General features: G+C 71.3%; 12 protein-coding genes. 4 read left to right on the top strand and 8 right to left on the bottom strand.

What is annotated here, in order from left to right:
• The first annotated feature begins 59 nt into the window (after nucleotides 1-59).
• The 3 genes from JYJ93_RS11360 (at nucleotide 60) to JYJ93_RS11350 (ending at nucleotide 8,280) form a co-directional block, all read left to right on the top strand.
• Nucleotides 60-1,277: a threonine ammonia-lyase gene (locus JYJ93_RS11360; protein WP_206800246.1), complete on the top strand. Its 1,218-nt coding sequence runs from the start codon at nucleotides 60-62 to the stop codon at nucleotides 1,275-1,277.
• Between the two features lie 52 nt (nucleotides 1,278-1,329).
• Nucleotides 1,330-2,700: a tetratricopeptide repeat protein gene (locus JYJ93_RS11355; protein ID WP_206789425.1), complete on the top strand. Its 1,371-nt coding sequence runs from the start codon at nucleotides 1,330-1,332 to the stop codon at nucleotides 2,698-2,700.
• A 117-nt stretch (nucleotides 2,701-2,817) separates the two neighbouring features.
• Nucleotides 2,818-8,280, top strand: a complete 5,463-nt coding sequence (locus JYJ93_RS11350) for a hypothetical protein (RefSeq protein WP_206789423.1) — start codon at nucleotides 2,818-2,820, stop codon at nucleotides 8,278-8,280.
• A gap of 93 nt (nucleotides 8,281-8,373) precedes the next feature.
• Here the strand turns inward: JYJ93_RS11350 and JYJ93_RS11345 are convergent, their stop codons facing one another.
• Both JYJ93_RS11345 and JYJ93_RS11340 read right to left on the bottom strand, forming a co-directional pair.
• Nucleotides 8,374-9,003, bottom strand: a complete 630-nt coding sequence (locus JYJ93_RS11345) for a YceI family protein (RefSeq protein WP_206789422.1) — start codon at nucleotides 9,001-9,003, stop codon at nucleotides 8,374-8,376.
• A gap of 34 nt (nucleotides 9,004-9,037) precedes the next feature.
• On the bottom strand, nucleotides 9,038-9,913 hold the full coding sequence (locus JYJ93_RS11340) for a class III extradiol ring-cleavage dioxygenase (RefSeq protein WP_206789420.1): 876 nt from the start codon (nucleotides 9,911-9,913) through the stop codon (nucleotides 9,038-9,040).
• Nucleotides 9,914-10,058: 145 nt separating this feature from the next.
• Here JYJ93_RS11340 and JYJ93_RS11335 point away from each other — a divergent pair, with 145 nt between their 5' ends.
• Complete coding sequence (locus tag JYJ93_RS11335) at nucleotides 10,059-11,699, top strand: sigma-54-dependent Fis family transcriptional regulator (RefSeq protein ID WP_206789418.1); 1,641 nt, start codon at nucleotides 10,059-10,061, stop codon at nucleotides 11,697-11,699.
• On the opposite strand, the gene JYJ93_RS11330 is transcribed toward JYJ93_RS11335, so the two are convergent.
• The 6 genes from JYJ93_RS11330 to JYJ93_RS11305 form a co-directional block, all read right to left on the bottom strand.
• Nucleotides 11,696-12,358 carry a rhomboid family intramembrane serine protease gene (locus JYJ93_RS11330; RefSeq protein WP_330166751.1) on the bottom strand — a complete coding sequence of 221 codons (663 nt, stop codon included), beginning with the start codon at nucleotides 12,356-12,358 and terminating at the stop codon, nucleotides 11,696-11,698. The two genes, JYJ93_RS11335 and JYJ93_RS11330, sit on opposite strands and share 4 nt — an antisense overlap.
• A 201-nt stretch (nucleotides 12,359-12,559) precedes the next feature.
• On the bottom strand, nucleotides 12,560-12,757 hold the full coding sequence (locus tag JYJ93_RS11325; protein WP_128798968.1) for a hypothetical protein: 198 nt from the start codon (nucleotides 12,755-12,757) through the stop codon (nucleotides 12,560-12,562).
• Nucleotides 12,758-12,946: 189 nt separating this feature from the next.
• A complete protein-coding gene (locus JYJ93_RS11320) occupies nucleotides 12,947-13,162 on the bottom strand; it encodes a hypothetical protein (protein ID WP_014399195.1) in 216 nt (71 codons plus the stop codon).
• A 57-nt stretch (nucleotides 13,163-13,219) separates the two neighbouring features.
• Nucleotides 13,220-14,416 carry an acetyl-CoA C-acetyltransferase gene (locus JYJ93_RS11315; protein ID WP_206789414.1) on the bottom strand — a complete coding sequence of 399 codons (1,197 nt, stop codon included), beginning with the start codon at nucleotides 14,414-14,416 and terminating at the stop codon, nucleotides 13,220-13,222.
• Between the two features lie 74 nt (nucleotides 14,417-14,490).
• A complete protein-coding gene (locus JYJ93_RS11310) occupies nucleotides 14,491-15,141 on the bottom strand; it encodes a hypothetical protein (RefSeq protein ID WP_206789412.1) in 651 nt (216 codons plus the stop codon).
• The gene (locus tag JYJ93_RS11305; protein ID WP_206789410.1) at nucleotides 15,138-15,815 is read right to left on the bottom strand and encodes a 2-hydroxychromene-2-carboxylate isomerase; all 678 of its coding nucleotides are present in this window, start codon (nucleotides 15,813-15,815) and stop codon (nucleotides 15,138-15,140) included. The genes JYJ93_RS11310 and JYJ93_RS11305 overlap by 4 nt, the downstream gene beginning before the upstream one ends.
• Between the last annotated feature and the right edge of the window lie 25 nt (nucleotides 15,816-15,840).

Below are 15,840 nucleotides of genomic sequence, written 5' to 3'. Positions count from 1 at the left end.
GGCGTGGGGCTCCGGGCCGCTTCCGTGCGGGCCGCGCTTCCGCTACACGGCCGCCCATGATGGTCACCTTGCAGGACATCCAGGCGGCGCGCGAACGGATCCGCACCGCGCTGCGCCCCACGCCGTGCCCCGCGTCGGACTACTTCACGGAGAAGACCGACTGCGCGGTGGTGTACTTCAAGCTGGAGAACCTCCAGCGCACCGGCGCCTTCAAGGAGCGCGGCGCGCTCAACAAGCTGCTGACGCTGACGGAAGAGGAGAAGCGCCGCGGCGTCATCGCGGCCTCCGCCGGCAACCACGCGCAGGGCGTGGCGTACCACGCGCGCCGGCTGGGCATCCGCGCCACCATCGTGATGCCGGAGCGCACGCCGCTGATCAAGGTGACTCGCACGCGGGATGACTACGGCGCGCGCGTGGTGCTCAAGGGCGCCAACTACGACGAGGCCTACGCGGAGGCCCTGCGCATCCAGGCCGCGGAGAACCTGGTCTTCGTGCACCCCTTCAACGACCCGCACGTCATCGCGGGCCAGGGCACCATCGCGCTGGAGCTGTTGGAGCAGTGCCCGGACCTGGAGCTGGTGGTGGTGCCGGTGGGCGGCGGCGGGCTCATCTCCGGCATCGCCGTGGCGCTGAAGGCAACGAACCCGCGCATCCAGGTGGTGGGCGTGCAGGCCTCCACCATCGCCAGCATGAAGGCGTCGCTGGATGCGGGGAAGCGCACGGAGCTCACCAACGCGGGCACCACCATCGCGGACGGCATCGCGGTGAAGGTGCCGGGGGAGCTCACCTTCGAGCACGTGCGCAAGTACGTGGACGCGATGGTGACGGTGGACGAGGAGGAGATCGCCGCCGCCATCCTGATGATGCTGGAGCAGGAGAAGTCGGTGGCGGAGGGCGCGGGCGCGGCGGGGCTGGCGGCGCTCGTCAACGGCCGGATTCCCCAGGCGAAGGGCAAGCGCATCGCCATCATCGTGGGCGGCGGCAACATCGACATGAACGTCATCAGCCGCATCATCGAGCGGGGCCTCGTGAAGGCGGGCCGCCTGGTGCAGTTGGAGGTGCGGCTGCCGGACCGGCCCGGCATGCTCGCGCGGCTCACCACGCAGATCGCGGAGATGCGCGCCAACGTGGTGGACCTGCACCACGACCGCGCCTTCTCCAAGGCGGGCCTGGGCGAGGCCACGGTGGAGGTGATGCTGGAGACCACCGGGCACGCGCACATCCAGGAGCTGATGTCCGCGCTGGAGTCCCAGGGCTGGCAGGTCGCCCGGACGTAGGGCGGGGAGGCTTGCGCGGGCGCTCGGGGCTTCGGCGATACTCCGGAAACCCATGAACACGCCCCTCATCGCCCTGCTGCTCCTCGCCGCCGCTCCTCCCGCGCAGAAGGCGAAGGAGCTGGCCGCCCACAAGGAGTGGGAGGAGCTGTACCTCGCGTTCGCCGCCGCGGATCCGGGCTCGTACCCGGAGGCGCAGCGGCCGTCCGTGGCGGCCCCGCTGCTCAAGGGCTGCGAGGCGCTGCTCGCGGAGGACGCGGTGATGGCGTACTCGCTGGGCGAGCGCGCCGTGGCGTTCCAGGAGACGGCGGGCGGCCTGCGCTGCCTGGCGAAGTCCGCGCTGAAGACGGATCAGCGGGCCGCCGCGGAGGAGGCGCTGAAGAAGGGCCTGGCCACCTTCCCCAAGGACGGCGCGTTCGCGCTGGAGCTGGGCAGGTTGCAGTTGCAGGACAAGGACTCGGCGGGGGCGCTGGCCACGCTGCAGCAGGTGCCCGCGAAGTCAAAGGAGGCCGCGGAGGCGAAGAAGCTGATGCAGCAGGCGCGCGCGCAGGTGTCCGAGGAAGGGGCCGCGCGGCGCGAGGCGGAGCGCCTGGAGCAACGGATGAACGGCGAGCCGGGCCCTGGGGACACGCGCCAGGCGAAGGGCTCGGGGGGCGGGAACGTCCAGAGCGCGAGCCTGAGCTACGAGTCCGGCGTGGGCAAGGACGGCATGCGCGTGCGCCAGAACAGCCGCTTCGCCATCCGCTACTTCAACAGCGACCGGGACTTCGGCCAGCGCGCGGAGTACGAGGGCAAGGTCGTGTCCGCGCTCGACGAGGCCTATGACTTCACCCAGCGGACCCTGGGGAAGGCCCGCGAGCGGCAGCTGAACGTGGTGCTCTACACGCGCGACGAGTTCGCCACGCACATGGGCGCCCGGTACGCGAACGCGGTGGCCGGCCTGTACTCCGAGGACGCCATCCGCATGAACGACGCGGCGGAGCTGACGCAGGCGACGAAGGCCACGCTCGTCCATGAGTACGTGCACGCGGCGCTGGACGAAATCTCCCCGCGCGGCGGCGGCGCCCTGCCCCGCTGGTTCAACGAGGGCCTGGCCGAGTACATCGAATGGCGCTACCTGGGGCTGGATGGCCCCCCGCGCTACCTGCGCGACGTGATGAAGGTCCAGGCGAAGCAGGGGCGGCTGCCCAAGCTGTCGGACATGGACCAGCAGGCGCCCATCTCCATGTCCCAGCCGGAAGTCGCCTACGGAACATCCGCCATGGCGGTGCGGGAGCTGGTGCGGCTGGGGGGCCAGGAGAAGCTCCTGGACTTCATCCAGAAGGCGGGTCAGGCCGACTCCTTCCAGGAGGCCCTGAAGGCCACCTATGAGAAGGACTTCGCCGGCCTGGACCAGGCGGTGCGTGCCGCCCTCTCGGGGAGGTAGCGGCCGGTCGGGCGTGGCGGATTGGTTTACCCCCTGGCGGGAGTCCCCTACACTCGCGGGCCTCCAAGATTTTCGCTGCGGCGGTCCCCCCAAGACGCTGGCGCAGCAAGGTGACGGATGTCCGATACGCGCGCCGCGATGAGAGAGTTCCGCTTCCTGGATGAGAAGCGGAAGCTGGGAAGCCTGTCCGCTGTCGAGGAGGCTCGCTGGGTCGAGTTGCGCGGCCTTTTGGGCATCCAGGACGCGGCGGACACCGCGGCGGCGGCCCAGGCGTGGGCCCAGCCCGAGCAGCAGCCCCAGGGGTACTACGGCGAGGATGGCCAGTGGTACGCCTACCCCGCTGGCTACGACCCGAACGCCCAGGGGTACTACGGCGAGGATGGCCAGTGGTACGCCTACCCCGCCGGCTACGACCCGAACGCCCAAGGCTACTACGGCGAGGATGGCCAGTGGTACGCCTACCCCGCCGGCTACGACCCGAACGCGGCGGCCTATGATTCGAACGCTGCGGCGGCCTGGGCGCAGCAGGGATACGACCCGAACGCGGCGGCCTATGATCCGAACGCGGCGGGTTACGCGGCCCCGGTGGATCCGCAGGCCTATGCCCCGCAGGCGCCCTCCGAGCCGGACAGCCTGAGCCTCAGCACGGACGACATCGACATCCCCTCGCTGAGTGAACCCGCGCCGTGGATGCCGCAGGCGCCCGTGGCGACCTCGCCCGCCGCCGCGGCGGAGCCGTGGGGCACGAGCGCCGAGGAGGACTTCTCCGGGCTGTCGGTGGAGACGCCGCCCCCGGTGGAGGCCGCCGCGCCGGAGCCTTCGCTGGAGGATTCGTTCGCGGACCTGTCGACGGAGGTCGAGTCGGAGGCCCAGGCCCCGGCGGAGTCCGGTCTGGATCCGATGGCGGAGGCGCTGGCCTCCGCGGAGCACGCGGTCGGAGAGGCGGAGCTGCTGGAGGCCGAGCCCGTCCCCGAGGCGGTGATGGCCGAGGACCTGTCGCCCGTGGACGCGGCGTGGGACGCGGCGCCGCTCGCGGTGGAGTCCGAGGAGTCGCGGGCCAGCGCGCTCGATACGGCGCCGCTCGCGGTGGAGCCGACAACGCCGGCTGAAGGCACGGCTTCGGATTGGGACTGGAGCGACGTCGCGACGGCGGAGCCCGCCGCGCCGGTGGAAGCCGTGCAGGAGGCGCAGGCGGTCGCCACGGAGACGGCGGAAGCGTGGGGGACGGATGCGGCCCCTGTCGCTGGAGCGCCGGAGCAAGGTGGAGAGATCGCGCTGGACGCGGGTGACATCGCGGAGGCGTGGACCGACGGCGCCGCTGCCACGGAAGTGCCCGCGGAGGAGATCGCCCTGGACGCGGGCGACGTCGCCACGGAGTGGCAGCCGGAGACGGCCAGCGCGGGGACCTGGCAGTCCGGCGCGGAAGCCACGGCGACCGGCACCGAGGTCGAGGCTGCGTGGCAGGCGACCGCGGAGGCAGAGGAGATTCCGCTCAGCACGAGCGATGTCGCCACGGATTGGCAGGCGGCGGGCGAGGCTCCGGCGGCGGATGCGATTGCGCTCGGCACGAACGACGTCGCCACGGACTGGCAGTCGGAGGGTGAGGCTCCGGCGGCGGATGCGATTGCGCTCGGCACGAACGATGTCGCCACGGACTGGCAGGCGGAGGGTGAGGCTCCGGCGGCCGATGCGACTGCCCTGAGCACGAGCGACGTCGCCACGGACTGGCAGGCCGATTCGAGTGCATCCCCGGAAGGCGCGGGGGAGATCGCCCTCGGCGCCGAGGATGTCGCCACGGATTGGCAGGCCGGCGCGACGGAGGCTCCTGCCGAGGAACACCCACTCAGCACGAGCGATGTCGCGACGGACTGGCAGGCCGACACCACGGCGCCAGTGCAGACCTCCGCCGAGGAGATCACGCTCGGCACGGATGATGTCGCGACGGAAGCTCCCGCCGAGGAGATCGCGCTCGACGCGAGCGATGTCTCGACGGACTGGCAGTCCGGCGAAGCTCCCGCCGAGGAGATCGCACTCGACGCAAACGATGTCGCCCACGAAGGCGCCGCGGCTGGCTCCGACAGCGGCGCGGTCGCGGCCGGTGTGGAGGCGCAGACCTTCGACGTCGCCGACCTGGGAGCCGAAGAGGAGCAGCAGCTCACTCCGCCGCCCTCCCCGTTCGCGAATGAGTCGGGCATTCCGTCGCTGCGGATCCGCAGCATCCCGGTCGGCCCGGACATCGAAGCCGACACGCTGGAGCTCGGCTCGGACGATGTCGAGCCCTCGGCTGAAGTGGCCCCGGCATCGGAGCAGTGGAGCGAGCTGAGCGGCAGTGCCGACGACGCCGTGCCGCTGGCCACCGCCGCCGAGTCGCTCGCCGAAGCGCAGTCCACCGAGCCTTCGGCGTGGACCTCCTCGGATCAGGATGTGCAGTCCTGGTCCGCCGAGGGCGAGCCCTCGGACGCCACCTCCACCGTGGGCTTGCAGGACACGTCCGCCGCCATCGAGCTGCAGCCCGAGTGGGCCGCCGATGCCATGGAGCCCGCCGCCCCCATCGAGCTCCAGCCCGAGTGGGCCGCCACCGCGGACACGGCGGAGGCCACCGCTTCGACGCCGACCGGGTCCGGCACCGAGTCGTCCGAGCAGCCCGCCGCGAACGCCGCGCCCGCGTGGGATGCCCCGGCCACCGAATCCGCCTGGGTCGCCTCCACGACGACGGCCGCCGCCCCGTCCGAAGAGGCTCCGCTGATCGAGGCCCGGGCCGAATGGACCACGCCGGAGGCCAACGCCGCGCAGCCGGCGCAGGCGTCCGACTGGAACGCCACGGAAGAAGCCGCCCCCATCGAGGCCCAGCCCGAATGGGCCACGGAAGAAGCCGCCCCCGTCGCCGCGCAGCCGGAGTGGGCCGCCGCTGAAGAGGCGCCCATCGAAGCGCAGCCGGAGTGGGCCACGGAAGAAGCCGCGCCCATCGAAGCGCAGCCCGAATGGGCGACCACCGCCGAAGGCACCGCGACCGTTCCCACGCAGCCCCAGTGGGGAACCGCGGAGGCCGCGCCCACCGAAGCGCAGCCCGAGTGGGCCGCCGAGGAATCAGCCCCCATTGAGGCCCAGTCCGAATGGGCCGCGGCTGAAGAAGCGCCCATCGAAGCGCAGCCCGAGTGGGCCGCGACTGAAGAGACTGCGCCCGTCGTCGCCGCGCAGCCCGAGTGGACCACCGAAGAGGCCGCTCCGGTCGCCGCGCAGCCCGAGTGGTCGACGGGCGAAGCTGCGCCCATCGAAACGCAGCCCGAGTGGGCCACCGAGGAAGCCGCGCCTGATTCAGCGCAGTCCGAGTGGGCGACCACGGAAGCTGCCGCGCCCACTGCTCCGCAGCCCGAGTGGGCCACCGAGGAAGCCGCGCCCATCGAAGCGCAGCCCGAATGGTCCACCGAGGAAGGCACGCCCGTCGCCGCGCAGCCGGAATGGTCCACGGAAGAAGCTGCCGCGCCCGTCGCCGCACAGCCTGAATGGTCCACGGAAGAAGCTGTCGCGCCTGTCGCCGCACAGCCTGAGTGGGCCGCCGAAGAGGCGCCCATCGAAGCGCAGCCCGAGTGGGCCACGGAAGAAGCCGCGCCCATCGAAGCACAGCAGGAATGGGCCTCTACAGAAGCCGCCACGCCCGTCGCCGCACAGCCGGAATGGGCCACGGAAGAAGCCGCGCCCATCGAAGCCCAGCCCGAGTGGGCCACCGAGGAAGCCGCCCCCGTCGCCACACAGCCCGAGTGGGCCGCCGAGGAAGCCGCGCCTGTTGCTGCGCAGCCGGAGTGGGCAACCACGGAAGAGGCCGCGCCTGTCTCCGCGCAACCTGAATGGGCCGCCGCTGAAGAAGCCCCCATTGAGGCTCAGCCGGAGTGGGCCACCGAGGAAGCTGCCCCCGTCGCCGCACAGCCGGAGTGGGCCGCTGCTGAAGAAGCCCCCATTGAGGCTCAGCCGGAATGGGCCACGACGGAAGCCGCTACGCCCGTCGCCGCGCAGCCGGAGTGGGCCGCTGCTGAAGAGGCGCCCATCGAAGCACAGCCGGAGTGGGCCACCGAGGAAGCTGCCCCCGTCGCCGCACAGCCGGAATGGACCGCTGCTGAAGAGGCGCCCATCGAAGCACAGCCGGAGTGGGCCACGACGGACGCCTCCGCGCCCGTCGCCGCGCAGCCGGAGTGGGCCGCCGAAGAAGCTCCGATCGAAGCACAGCCGGAGTGGGCCACGACGGACGCCTCCGCGCCTGTCGCCGCACAGCCGGAGTGGGCCGCCGAAGAAGCTCCGATCGAGGCACAGCCCGAATGGGCCACGGCGGAGGCCTCCGCGCCCGTCGCAGTGCAGCCGGAATGGGCCCCCGAAGAAGCCCCCATCGAAGCGCAGCCAGAATGGGCCACGACGGAAGCCTCCGCGCCTGTCGCCGCGCAGCCCGAATGGGCCGCCGCGGAGGAGGCGCCCATCGAAGCGCAGCCCGAGTGGGCCTCGACGGAAGCCGTGACCCCGGGCGCGGATCAGCCGTGGGCCGCCACGGACGCCGCCGCGCAGTCGGAGTGGGCCTCCACCGAGGACTCCTCCGCAGGCTCCGCGTGGGACCAGCCGTCCACCAGCGCCCAGCAGCCCTGGGAGGCTCCTGTCGAGGAAGCCGCCCCTGCGTGGGGCGCCCCTGAAGCCCCCGCCGCGCGCTCCTCCTGGGGCGCGCCCCAGGAGGCCCAGCCCGAGTGGATGGCCGACGCCACGCCAGCCGCGTCCACCTGGCAGGCCTCCCCGGCCCCCGCCGCCGAGTGGAGCGAGCCCGTCGCCGAGGAAGAGGTCTCCCTCACCGACATCACCGCCCCCACCCCGTCCGCCGGCTGGGAAGAGCCCGCCGTCGACGTGGACGCGGAAATCGACGCCACCCCCGCCCTCGACGTCGAGGAGGTGGAGTCCGAGCCCGTCGCCGACATCGAGCTCGTCGAGGAGGTCCCCGCCCTGCCCGTCGCGGCCATCCCTCCGCCTCCGCCTCCCACGCCGGCCCTGTCCCTCTCCGCCGCGCCCTCCCTGCCCGTGGCCCGGCTGACGCCCGCCGCCCCCACGAGCCCGGCAGCCCTCCGGAGCCCGGCGCCCGTGGCCCCCGCCAGCCCCGTCGTGGCCGCCAACCACCTGCGCCCCACGGACGACGCGTTCTTCGAAGTGCCGGGGGCCGGCTTCGCGTCCGCCGCCAACTCCTTCGTGGAAGGCGAACACCGCGTCATCATCCACACCGTCGAAGGACAGGTGAAGCGCGGCACCATCCGCGACGCGGACCTCCTGGAGGACACCATCTCCCTGGAGCAGCAGAGCGGCTTCGCCCCGGAGCGCATCCCCGGCAAGCGCGTGAAGGCCATCTTCTTCATGCTCGCCGCGGGCGCGCGTCAGCCGCAGGCGGAGGGCTCGAAGATCCGCGTCACCTTCAACGACGGCCGCCAGGTGGCCGGCTTCTCCCAGGACTTCAAGGGCCCCACCCCGGGCTTCTTCGTCGTCCCCGCCGACACCCGCACCAACACCGCGCGCATCTTCATCTACCGCGCCAGCGTGCAGGCCGTCGCCGAGGGCTAAACCATCCCGTAGCCCCCCGGTCCGCCGGGGCACGAAAAAGAGGGGCCCCGGTCACCCGAGGCCCCTCTCTTCATTTCAAGGCTGGGACGAGGACTACTTCTTGTCCGTGGCCGTCGGGGCCGCCGCCGCGTCCGGCTTCTTCGTGGTCTCCAGGTCCAGGGTGATGGTCACCTCGTCACCCACCGCCACGCCGCCGGCCTCCAGCGCCTTGTTCCAGGTCAGGCCGAAGTCGCTGCGCTTGATCTTCGTGGTCGCCACGGCGCCGCGGCGCACGTTGCCCCAGGCGTCCTTCGTCTCCGGCGTCGGGCCTTCCACGGCCAGCGTCACGGGCTTCGTCACGCCGTGCATCGTCAGGTCGCCCGTGACGTTCAGCTTGTCCTTGCCGGCCTTCGCCACCTTCGTGGACTTGAAGGTGATGGTCGGGAACTTCGCCACGTCGAAGAAGTCCGGGCTCTTCAGGTGCTCGTCGCGCTTGGGCTCGTTGGTGTTGATGGTGGTCGCGTCGAGGGTCGCCTCGATGGTGGACTTGGTGATGTCCTTGTCATCCAGGTTGATGTTGCCCTTCACGTTGCTGAACGTGCCGCGCACGTTGGACACCATCATGTGCTTCACGGCGAACTGCGCGCTGGAGTGCGACGAGTCGATCTCCCACGCGGACGCGAAGGCAAACGACGGGGCGGCGACGGCGAGCAGCGTGATGGCGGACTTGAGAGACATCTTCATGGTGTGGACTCCTTGAGTTTGCGGACTGCGAGGTTCAGGCGCGCAGCGCGAAGCTGCGCATGGACAAGGTCCCGTGATGGAAGCCCTCGAACACGGGGGTGACGCGGTCCTCGGGGAGGGCGGCTCCGAGGACGAAATAAATCGGCAACCAATGCTCGGCGGATGGATGCGCGACCCGCGCATTCGGTGCGTCCATCCATGACTGAAGCCCGAGGAAGTCTCGTGCGGCAAGTTTTCCGGCGACCCACGCGTCGAACTCGGCGGCCCATGGCTCCGCGGACGCCAGCTTGTTTCGGAAATTCACGCGGCGAAGGTTGTGCACCACCCCGCCGCTGCCCATGAGCAGCACACCCTCGGAGCGCAGAGGACGCAGCGCCTCGCCCATGCGCGCCACCTGCGCGGGCGTCGCGTCCGCCGGCAGCGCCACCTGCAACACGGGCACGCGCGCCTCCGGGAACGCATGTCGCAAGGGCACCCAGACGCCGTGGTCCAGGCCGCGCTCGCCGTCCGCCACCGCGGGCACGCCCGCCGAGGACAGCCGCGCCACCACGTCCTCGGCCAGCGAAGGCGCCCCCGGTGGCGCGTACCGCAGCCGGTACATCGCTTCAGGGAAGCCGTAGAAGTCGTAGACGAGCGGCGGCGCGGCCATCGCCGTGACGTGCACGCGCGCGTCCGTCTCCCAGTGCGCCGACACCACCACCAGCGCCTTCAGCGTGCCCGCGCCCTCACCGAAGCGCTGGAGCGCCTGGGGATATTCGTCCGCGTCCAGCGCCGTCATGGGCGAGCCGTGCGACACGAACAGCGCCGGCGCCACCTGCCGGGCAGCCGAGGGCCCAGGCCCCATCACCCCCGCCACCCCGGCGGCCGCCACGCCCTGCAGCACCTCGCGTCTGTCCACCCCGGTTGGCATCGTGGCGGCTTGTACTGCAACCCCAGGACCAATGCAGCGGACATGCTAACCACTTAGAATTGCTCACCATCCTATTCCAGCGCTGTGAAACATCTCTCAGATTGATAGAGAGACACGTCAGACTGAGATACCTGGGAGAGACGCCGTGGTGGGTCTGGAAGGTTTGGACTTGAAGGAACTCCTGGCGTTCGAGCCGAAGGGCGGAGTCATCCGCTTCGCCGGCCAGCGGGCGCTGTTGATGGACCCGGTGACGCTGGGGCTTTTGCGCAAGGAGCTCATCGGGATGCTGGGGATGACGGCCGCGCGCGGCATCTTCACGCGGCTGGGCTACGCGCACGGCTGGCGCACGGCGGAGGCGATGAAGACCGCGGTGCCGTGGAAGGATGAAGCGGAGTGGCGCCGCTCGGGCGGCCGGCTGCACACGCTGATGGGCCAGGTGCGCGTGGAGCGCATCGAGCGCACGGCCCAGGACGGCCCGGAGCCCTTCGCGGAAGCGCAGTGGAGCGACTCCTATGAGGCCGAGCAGCACCTGCTCCACCTGGGCCAGGCGGAGGAGCCCGTGTGCTGGAGCCTCACCGGCTTCGCGTCCGGCTACCTCAGCTACTGCAACGGCAAGCCCATCTACTGCGCGGAGCTCAAGTGCGTGGGCAAGGGCGACGCCTTCTGCCACATCGTGGGCCGCCCGGAGGCGGAGTGGAGCACCGAGTGCACGGAGTTCCTGCGCTTCTATGAAACGCAGTGCATGGAGGGCGTGCTCGGGCAGGTGACGGAGGCGCTGCGGCAGGCGGAGCGCAAGCTGCGCGCGAAGCGCCAGTCGCTGGCGCGCGTGTCCGGCGTGACGGAGGACCCCACGGGCATGGTGGCCCGTTCCGAGGCCATGCAGCGCGTGCTCAACCTGGCGCGCCGCTCCGCCAAGGTGGACACCACGGTGCTCGTCACCGGCGAGAGCGGCGTGGGCAAGGAGAGAATCGCCCGGCTCATCCACGACGAGTCCGGCCGCTCGCACAAGGCCTTCATCGCCGTGAACTGCGCCGCGGTGACGGAGAGCCTCCTGGAGAGCGAGCTGTTCGGCCACGCGAAGGGCGCCTTCACCGGCGCCACGCACGACCGGCCCGGCCTCTTCGAAGCGGCGCACGGCGGCACCCTCTTCCTGGATGAAGTGGGCGAGGTGCCTCCCGCCATGCAGGCGAAGCTCCTGCGCGCTCTCCAGGAGCGCGAGGTGCGCCGCGTGGGGGAGAACACCAGCCGCAAGGTGGACGTGCGCGTGGTCGCCGCCACCAACCGCGAGCTGTCCGAGGAGGTCCGCCTGGGCCGCTTCCGCCAGGACCTCTTCTACCGGCTGCGCGTCATCGAGCTGCGCATCCCGCCCCTGCGCGAGCGCCGCGAGGACATCCTCCCCCTGGCGCGGCTGCTGCTGGCGGAGACCGGCGAGCGGCTGGGCCGCCGCGTGAATGGCCTGTCCCCGGACGCGGCGGATCAACTGCTGCGCTACCCCTGGCCGGGCAATGTGCGCGAGTTGGGCAACGCCGTCGAGCGCGCGGTGGCGCTGAGCGAAGGCCCGCGCCTGGAGCGGGACGACCTGCCGGAGGAGGTGCGCGCCGCGCCGCCCAGCCTGGTGCCCACCGGCAACCCGCGCCGGCTGGAGGACATGGAGAAGGAGTACATCCTCGCGGTGCTGGCGCAGAACGGCGGCAACCGCTCACGCACCGCGGAGCAGTTGGACATCGGGGTGGCCACGCTCTACCGGAAGCTCAAGCAGTACGGCCACCCGGAGGCGGCGCACTAGTTGAGGTACTGGTCGCGGTCCGGCGGGCGATTGCGGTCCACCACACGCAGGTGCTTGGAGCGGTCGCGCAGCTGCCGCTGCAGGCGCCAGTGCTGAAGCTGGAGCATCAGCCGCTTGGGGCTCGCGCCGCGCACGTACACGAACACCAGCACCAGGCCGAACATCTCCGGCGCCACCGCGCGCCAGGAGCCCGCGGTCAGCGCGTTCAACAGCGTGAAGCCCGCGCCAATGGCCGCGAACCAGTTGCCCGTCAGCGGAATGCCCCAGAAGTTCGCCTGCCCCTTGCCGATGACCAGGCCGTAGGCCACCCACATCACCGCCGTCATCACGGAGCCGCCCGCGTAGACGCTCATGGGCATCACCAGGGCCAGCGCCGTGGTGATGAGGCCCGCGACGAACGGGATGCCCACCGCCACCAGCAACAGCCGCTTGCCGCCCCAGGTGGACTCCAGGAAGCCACCGATGGACCAGATGATGAGGCCGCCGAAGAGGATGCCCAGCGGGCCGGTGGCCACGAAGGCGTAGGTGATGAGCTCCCAGACGCGGAAGCGCAGAATCACGTCCGCCGGGTTGAGCAGCAGCAGCGCCCCCTGCCCTCGGGAGGTCGCCAGGAACAGGGCGGAGATGCCCACGAACGCGATGGCAAGCTTGGCGGCCATCGAATCCAGGCTCGGGAACATGTCGCCGAAACCGCCGCCGCCTCGATTGTAGCCCCGCATGGGTCGCATAGAGGCCCAAAGGTGGTGGAAGCCCGCCCGGTCCGCAACCCCAAATCCAGAAACGATGAAGGGCGCCCCACCCTGGTGTCACCAGGGAGAAGCGCCCTCGCATCCCACGCCTTCCGCCGCCCTACCGGGGCTTCAAGCCTTGTGGCGGTAGAAGAGCGTGATGGTCAGACAGTGAAACTCCTTGTCCGAGGACTGCGTGACGATCTTGTCCACGACCTCCACGGCGGAGTTCTCCTTCAGCCACTTGGTGATGTTCTCGCCCATGTTCTCGCGATCGCGCGCGAGCGTGGTGGAGAACACCTTGACGCCCGTGAAGCTGATAACGCCCATTCCAACCCTCGTGTCACCAGAGATTACAAATGTTTACCCCGAGTCGGGAGCGCCATCAAGAAACGGGCCCGACAATCCGGCCCGGGAGCCGCTTCCCGCCCCTCGGGGAGCCCACCGGGAGGCGGGGGCCCGCCCATCGTCCACCCGCCGACAGTGCGGCGGGGGGCATGGGCGCACGGCCCTGGCGTTTCAGCGTCCGGCGGCGGCGCGCCGGGCCTGACAAGTGACTTCATCCTTGCAGGCGGGACCGATGCCCTCCGGGTGGGCCGTCAGGGGCGTCTTGTCGCTCTCCTCCACGCCGCACACCACACAGCGGCGCTTGCGGTTGCGGCGCTCGGCACGGCGCTGCTCGGCGATGGCCTTGGCCCGCTCGCGGGCCGTCTTCGCGTCCACCTCGTTGCTCATCTCACCACGTCCCGTCAGGAAGTCCTCTGCCCCGTACCCCAACGCCACGGAGCGCTCCTAGAGCGCCTCGACCAGCACGGCGATGCCCTGGCCGCCACCAATGCAGGCGGACCCGATACCATAGCGGCCGCCCCGGCGCTTCAGCTCGTACGCCAGCGTCATGGTGATGCGGGCCCCGGAGGCGCCCAGCGGGTGGCCCACGGCGATGGCGCCGCCGTTGACGTTGGTGGCGTCGCGTGGCAGGCCCAGGTCCTTCTCCACCGCCAGGTACTGGGGCGCGAAGGCCTCGTTGACCTCGAAGAGGTCCACGTCGGAGAGCTTCGCGTCCGCGCGCTTGAGCAGGTTGCGGATGGCCGGCGCGGGGCCAATGCCCATGATGCGCGGGTCGCAGCCGGCGATGCCCCAGTTGACGAGCCGCGCCACGGGCTTCAGGCCGTGCTTCTCCACGAAGCTGCGGGTGGCCATGACCATGGAGCCCGCGCCGTCGCAGATGCCGCTGGCCGCGCCCGCGTGCACCACGCCGTCCTTCTTGAACACCTTGGGCAGCTTGCGCAGCCCCTCCACCGTGGTCTCCGGGCGGTTGTGCTCGTCCTTGGACACCACCGTGTCGCCCTTCTTGCCCTTGAGCGTCACCGGCGCGATTTCATCCGCCAGCCGGCCCGCCTCCTGCGCCGCGGCGAAGCGCTTCTGGGTGAGGACGGCGTACTGGTCCACGTCGTCCTGGCTGATGCTGTAGTCCACCGCCAGTTGCTCGGCGGTGAGCGCCATGGCGTTGCCCGTGTAGCTGTCCGTGAGGGCCGTCCAGAGCATGTCCTCCAGGCCGCCCTTGCCCAGCGGCAGGCCCCAGCGCGCGCCGCGGATGACGTGGGGCGCCTGGCTCATGGACTCCGTGCCGCCCGCGAGGACGGCCTCCGCGCCGCCCGTCAGCATCATCTCCGCGGCCGTGACGAAGGCCTGGAAGCCGGAGCCGCACAGCCGGTTGACGCCCAGCGCGGGCACCGGCACCGGGACGCCCGTGCGCAATCCCACATGGCGCGGCAGGTAGATGGCGTCCGAGCTCGTCTGGACGACGTTGCCGTAGACCACGTGCTCGATGAGCTCCGGGGAGACGCCCGCCTGGGCCAGGGCCGCCTTCGCGGACTCCACGGCCAGGTCGGTGGCGCTCAGGTCCTTGAGGCTGCCGCCGTAGGTACCAAACGGGGTGCGCTTGCCGGACAGGAAGTAGATTTCCTCGTTCTTGGACACGCTCTTCATGGTGCTCGTCTCCCTACTCTTCCGGGGCGCGCGGTGCACGCACGACGTGACGCCGAAAAGCGTCCAGGGGGCCGTCAGCCCGCGCGCCGTCCCAGGAAGGCGCTGGCGACGATGGCAAGCGCGATGGCCGTCCACAACAGTCCCTGGAGGTTCTGGCGGCGGATTTCCTTGCGCCCCAAACCGGCGTACCAGGCCCGGGCCGCCTGGACGCGCCCCTCCCAGGTGAAGCCCTCCGGGCCCGCCGGCTCCACCCCCTCCAGGCGTCGCACATGCGCGCGCAACAGGCGCTCCGGTGCGGCGTCCTCCAGCGACCCGGAGCGGTAGCCAGGCACGTCCAGCGCGGGGCGGCGGTAGCTGGCCGTCACCACGAAGCCCCCGGAGGCCAGGGGGGTGAGCAGGTAGAGCCGGGGCAGCAGGTCGCCCCCCTCGTGGAGGGTGGCGAAGACGCGCTCGCCCGGGTGCGCCCAGTCGTAGGAGCGGGTGGCCTTCTGGAGGAGCGGCTTCTCCTCGTGGCTGCCCAGCGGCGTGAAGCCCAGCGCCTGGAGCTGGCCCGCCAGGGGGGACAGGCCCTCCGGCAGGTCCATCTGGTCCGCGGGGGCCTCCGGCTCCACCCGGACGGTGTGGGGGAAGAGGTAGAGCAGCGCGCGCCAGAAGTTGAGGAACAGGAGCACGCCGGCCAGCACCAGCCCGGCGACGGCGACCCCCAGCTGCCCGAGCACGTTCACGGGCGGGGCTTTCCGTCCTGGCGCCGGGCGGCCGTGGCGGGCAGGTCCCTCCAGCGCTCCAGGTCCGCGGGGGTGAGCGGGTCGCGGCCCTCCAGGAAGCGCTCCAGGTGGCCCAGCGAGTCCACGCCCCAGAACATCTCGTCGTCCACCAGCACGGACGGCACGCCGAAGGCGCCCTGGGCGAGCGCCGCTTCCGTGTTCTTGCGCACGCGGTCCTTCACCTCCGGCAGTTGCGAGCGCTCCAGCAGCGCCCGCGCGTCGAAGCCCGCGTCCGTCAGCACCGCGCCCACCTGCTCCGGCGTCTCGATGCCCCGGCCCTGCCCCCACGCGGCCGAGTAGAGCGCGGTGACGAGTCGCGTGCGCTCCGCCACGTCCTCCACCGCCGCCGTCACGCGCAGGGACAACAGCGGGTTGAACGGGTGCGAGGGCGGCAGGGTGAAGGGCGCGCCCTGCTCGTGCGCGATGCGGAACGTCTGCTTGAAGACGTAGACGCGCTTGGCGGGAATCTCCGCCGGGCCAATGGAGCCCACGGCGTTGAGCAGCCCCGCGAGCAGCACCGGCACGGGCTCCAGCTCCCGGCCGTGGCGCTCGGCGATGGCGGGCATGCGCAGCCAGGCGAGGTAGGCGTACGGGGACAGGTAGTCCAGGCAGAAGCGCAGGGGCGAGGAGGCCATGGGCCCATCCTAAGCACGACCCGGC

Origin of the sequence: Corallococcus sp. NCSPR001 (genome assembly GCF_017309135.1) — a bacterium.
In the GTDB taxonomy this organism is placed as follows: Bacteria; Myxococcota; Myxococcia; order Myxococcales; family Myxococcaceae; genus Corallococcus.
Note: the sequence above shows the minus strand (reverse complement) of the source record. Positions and strands in the feature narration are given on the sequence as shown.

Coding starts and splice junctions, on each gene's coding strand:
- JYJ93_RS11315 (WP_206789414.1), bottom strand. CDS start 14,416: ATGAAGAGCGTGTCCAAGAACGAGGAAATCTACTTCCTGTCCGGCAAG.
- JYJ93_RS11340 (WP_206789420.1), bottom strand. CDS start 9,913: ATGCCAACCGGGGTGGACAGACGCGAGGTGCTGCAGGGCGTGGCGGCC.
- JYJ93_RS11350 (WP_206789423.1), top strand. CDS start 2,818: ATGTCCGATACGCGCGCCGCGATGAGAGAGTTCCGCTTCCTGGATGAG.
- JYJ93_RS11320 (WP_014399195.1), bottom strand. CDS start 13,162: ATGAGCAACGAGGTGGACGCGAAGACGGCCCGCGAGCGGGCCAAGGCC.
- JYJ93_RS11360 (WP_206800246.1), top strand. CDS start 60: ATGGTCACCTTGCAGGACATCCAGGCGGCGCGCGAACGGATCCGCACC.
- JYJ93_RS11305 (WP_206789410.1), bottom strand. CDS start 15,815: ATGGCCTCCTCGCCCCTGCGCTTCTGCCTGGACTACCTGTCCCCGTAC.
- JYJ93_RS11355 (WP_206789425.1), top strand. CDS start 1,330: ATGAACACGCCCCTCATCGCCCTGCTGCTCCTCGCCGCCGCTCCTCCC.
- JYJ93_RS11345 (WP_206789422.1), bottom strand. CDS start 9,003: ATGAAGATGTCTCTCAAGTCCGCCATCACGCTGCTCGCCGTCGCCGCC.
- JYJ93_RS11325 (WP_128798968.1), bottom strand. CDS start 12,757: ATGGGCGTTATCAGCTTCACGGGCGTCAAGGTGTTCTCCACCACGCTC.
- JYJ93_RS11330 (WP_330166751.1), bottom strand. CDS start 12,358: ATGGCCGCCAAGCTTGCCATCGCGTTCGTGGGCATCTCCGCCCTGTTC.